This window comes from Variovorax sp. 01T432, assembly GCF_056398605.1.
The window spans coordinates 1-3,825 of the sequence record NZ_JBFTPS010000112.1 but is presented as its reverse complement, the minus strand read 5'-3'; the positions used below and the strand labels follow the sequence as shown (position 1 = coordinate 3,825).

The window sequence follows — 3,825 nt, the reverse complement described above, 5'->3', positions numbered from 1 at the left end:
GGATTCTTCGACGAGGCGTGCCCGCACCGGGGTGCTTCGATGGCCCTGGCGCGCAATGAAGACAACGCACTGCGCTGCATCTACCACGGCTGGAAGTTTTCAGTGGACGGCGTCACCGTGGCGGTGCCGACCCAGCCGCAGAACGAAGCCGAGTACTGCAAGCACGTGCCGCTGAAGCACTACGCGACCCGTGAAGCAGGAGGCGTCATCTGGGTGTGGCTCGGCGAGGGGGACACGCCGCCCAAGTTTGTCGATTTCGGTTTCGGAGAGTTGCCCGAGGGTCACGTGACCGTGTTCCGCCAGAAGGTCGCCTGCAACTGGCTGCAGGGCGTCGAGACCACGATGGATTCGGCCCATCTGGGCGTGCTGCACCAAAGCTGGGTGGCCGACGACCAGCGCCATGCCGCCGAGAACCAGGCGCCCATGTATCAGATCGAACAGATGCCGTACGGGTTCCGCTACGCAGCCTTGCGCGATCTGCCGGATGGCCGGATATACGCCCGCGTCAACTCTTTCGTTCTGCCGTGGTTCGGACTGATCTCGCCGCGCAAGGTGGAGGAGAGTGGCAAGCGGGTCGGCTTCTTCTGCTCGGTGCCCATCGACGATGAAAACATCTGGTACTGGCACCTCACGTTTCGCCTGGATGCCAAGCTAGCCTATGAAGGCCGCTTGTTTCCGAGCGACCGCAACGACTACCCGCCCGGTTGCCCGGGCGACGGCAGCGACAACTGGGGGCAGGACCGCCAGGCGATGCGCGAGGGTCACTTCACCGGCTTTCCGCAGGCGCTCGGCACGGAAGACTTCGCCGTCATCACGAGCCAGGGGCCGCTCGTCGATCGCACCAAGGAGTACCTGGGGGCGGGAGATGGTGCCGTCGTGCAGGTGCGCCGCTGCCTGCTGAGCGCCCTGCAGGACTTCCTCGCGAACAAGACCCCAGCGACGGCGCAGCATGACCGCATCGATTACGGAATCCGTCCCTTTGCGGCTTTCGTGAAATCCCACGCCAGTTGGAAAGAGGCAGACGTCGGCACCGCGGGGTGATTTTTGATGCGCGCGCATCTCGAGGGCGTCATCGTCCACGCGTGCACTGCCTGGCTGGCCGGCGGCCCTGATCGCTCCCCCGCATCCCTGGGAACCTGATCGACTACCATTGAAGGCGATCCGGTTTCCGGCCGCGCGACATCGTCGCCCAGGCCTTCCGCGCGAGGCGACGCCGCCCGCACCCGGTGCCCGAGCATGGCTGTGTTGAAGTCATGTTCCCCGGAAGTTCGGAATTTTTCCTAGGAAATATGTGAAGTCAAAGAGCGATACACAGCCGATCGACGGGGCTGCTGCGCCCGTGGGTTTGAGGGAGCGCGGAAAGCAGCGTCGCCGTAACTGGATCAAGGAAGCTGCGCGCGCGGTGTTCTATGAACGTGGCTACGAAGCCGCGACGACACGCGAGATCGCCGAGCGGGCTGAAGTGTCGCTCGGAACGCTCTTCGCCTATGCCCCGACCAAGGCGGAGCTGTTGCTGATGATCGTCAACGACGACCTCGCGACGGAGAGGGGAAACGACTTCGAGGACGCGTCTCCCGACGTGTCACTGATGGAGTCGTTGATGGTGTTCGGCCAGAGAAACTTCACCTATTGGGCCAAGCACCCTGACGTGGCACGGCAGGCCCGCCGTGAAATCACCGGTGTCCTGATGATGGGCAAGCCCGCGGGGCCGGAAGCGATCCGCTTCGCGGCCAACAAGCAGCGATTGCAGGCGGGTCTGGCGTCACTCGTGGAGCGCAAGAGGAAAGCAGGCAGCATCAAGACCACCGCCGAGATCAAGGTGATCGTCGACATGTGGTGGTGCATCTACAACCAGCAGCTGCACACTTGGCTCGCGGACGAAAAGCCCAGTGTTCGCAAGGGGATGCAAGAGATCCATCAGCTCTATCTGCTGATGATGGAGAGCCTGCAGGTTGAAGAGTGGGAGAAGGAGCTGCCCGGGAACATCCTTGCCGCACGAGGCAAGAGCGCTGCCCCCAAGGTTCCCAAGGCGGCCACTCGCAAGACCGGAAGCGCGGCACGTCCGGTGCCCTGACGGTGGCCGGCCGCGGCTCGGCGCAGTGGGCCTGAGCCCATGGGTAGCGAAGTCGGCTCAGCCATCACATCTCCGGGTTCGGCCACGGCAGACGGTTGCCGTGGCCACGATCGCTCAAGGTGTCAGAAGACCTTCTTGATGCCGACGTTGAACAGGCGGTTGTCCGTCTTGCCCTGTTCCTTGGCGATAGCGCCATCGACATAGAGGTTCGTCAGCTTGCTCAGGAAGTACTCGTAGCCGAGGCTGAACTTTTTCTGGTCGTTGTTCGCCCCATCCGGATCCAGCTTGAGGTAGGCCACCTTGAGGCGACCGACGGACCCCAGGGGCGCGGTGGCGCCCAATGACATGGCGTCGCTCGTCCGGTTTCCGCCGCCCGTCTTGGAGCGCGACAGATACAGCATCGGTCGCACGAAGCCGAAGTCGTAAGCCAGTCCGAAGTTCACCAGCGAGTCACCGTTCGTTGCGGCTGGGCCGCCACTGAGCTTGTCGTAACCCAAGCCGGAATACAACTTGCCGGCGGCGTACTGGATGTTGAATCCGGTCTCCTTGGCGGCCGTTCCTTCCCCAGCCGAGTACATGGCGTCGACCGTCAGGCCGCCCAGGAAATTGGCGGACTTGAATCCGACGATGTTCGACGCCTGCGGGCCTTCCTTGCCGCGGTAGAGCCCGAATTGCTGCAGCGACAGCTGTCCCACGCCGTCCCATCCGAACGGGTCCATCTTCACCGCCACGTAGAAGGCCGGTATATAGTTGCGTCCCAGCCAGAGCGAGCCGATACCCGCTTGCGTCAGCTGGACGTAGCTGTTGCCGGTCCAGAAGGTGGTCGGGCTGCGGGGCGCGCCAGTGTCCGGCGAAAATCGCATTTCAAGCGAGAACTGGGCCGACATACCGCTGCCCAGATCTTCGGAGCCCCGAAACCCGAGGCGGGATACGGCGGCCTGTTGGACCTGCCATGCGTTGTTGCCGACCGGACCGCCGTTCGTGGTTGCCGTGCCCCCATTGCTCTTCGCCACGCCGACGTCGACCAGGCCATACATGGTGACCCCCTGGGCCATGGCCACTTGCGACAGACCGATCAGCGCGGCGCTGGCCGCGTGCTTCATTTTCAACACTGTTTCTCCTCGATGCTGGGTAAGAACCTGTCAACACAATCACGTGCCCTTGGCCCAACGAGCAGCAGTGGCCTGGCGAGGAAGCCAGTACAAGTCGCTCGACTCGATCAAGATGCACTCCACATTGCGACCAAGCGTTTGCGATCTCACGCCGCACTCAGGCTCGCCTCCACGTGGAGCCCGCGCTTTGAACGTTTCGCCTCTGGTGTGTTCCTCCCTCCAGCCGTACTGAACCTCGTTCAGCACGAACAGGCACATACCTGGCAATGTAAGGTAACCATATCATCGATCATCGGATCGGCCACTGGGAAAAACACTAGCGTGGATATCAAGCAACCTTACAAAGTGACGACGCAGCACCTTGCCTTGCGTTGTGCGAAGCGCGGAAAAATCAGCATTGCGGCCGCTCGGCGCCGCGGCGGTTCTTGCGGCGGGCTGGCCGAGGTGTTGCCGACATTCAGGCTGCAGTGACCCGCCGGCGATCCGCCAGCTAGGGCGTGTTAACACTATTTGACTTGAAGGTACGGGCTGCGAGAAAATCCGTGCATGGAAATCACGCCAGCGCAGTTCGCCCAGATCGAGCATTGTTTGCCCACGCAGCGGGGCAATGTCAGCTTGTCCAACCTGGATGTGTTGAAT

At 62.6% G+C, this 3,825-nt stretch carries 4 protein-coding genes; 3 read left to right on the top strand and 1 reads right to left on the bottom strand.

Annotated features, from left to right (window positions below; translation table 11 throughout):
• On the top strand, nucleotides 1-1,041 hold a 1,041-nt coding region (locus AC1DNF_RS35330; RefSeq protein ID WP_478153551.1), incomplete at its 5' end, for a Rieske 2Fe-2S domain-containing protein.
• Nucleotides 1,042-1,291: 250 nt separating this feature from the next.
• The gene (locus AC1DNF_RS35325) at nucleotides 1,292-2,074 is read left to right on the top strand and encodes a TetR/AcrR family transcriptional regulator (RefSeq protein WP_478153549.1); all 783 of its coding nucleotides are present in this window, start codon (nucleotides 1,292-1,294) and stop codon (nucleotides 2,072-2,074) included.
• A 122-nt stretch (nucleotides 2,075-2,196) separates the two neighbouring features.
• Here AC1DNF_RS35325 and AC1DNF_RS35320 read toward each other — a convergent pair whose 3' ends face one another.
• A complete protein-coding gene (locus AC1DNF_RS35320; RefSeq protein WP_478153553.1) occupies nucleotides 2,197-3,177 on the bottom strand; it encodes a porin in 981 nt (326 codons plus the stop codon).
• A 330-nt stretch (nucleotides 3,178-3,507) separates the two neighbouring features.
• On the opposite strand from AC1DNF_RS35320, the gene AC1DNF_RS35315 reads away from it, so the two are divergent.
• The gene (locus tag AC1DNF_RS35315; protein WP_478153547.1) at nucleotides 3,508-3,657 is read left to right on the top strand and encodes a hypothetical protein; all 150 of its coding nucleotides are present in this window, start codon (nucleotides 3,508-3,510) and stop codon (nucleotides 3,655-3,657) included.
• Nucleotides 3,658-3,825 lie beyond the last annotated feature (168 nt).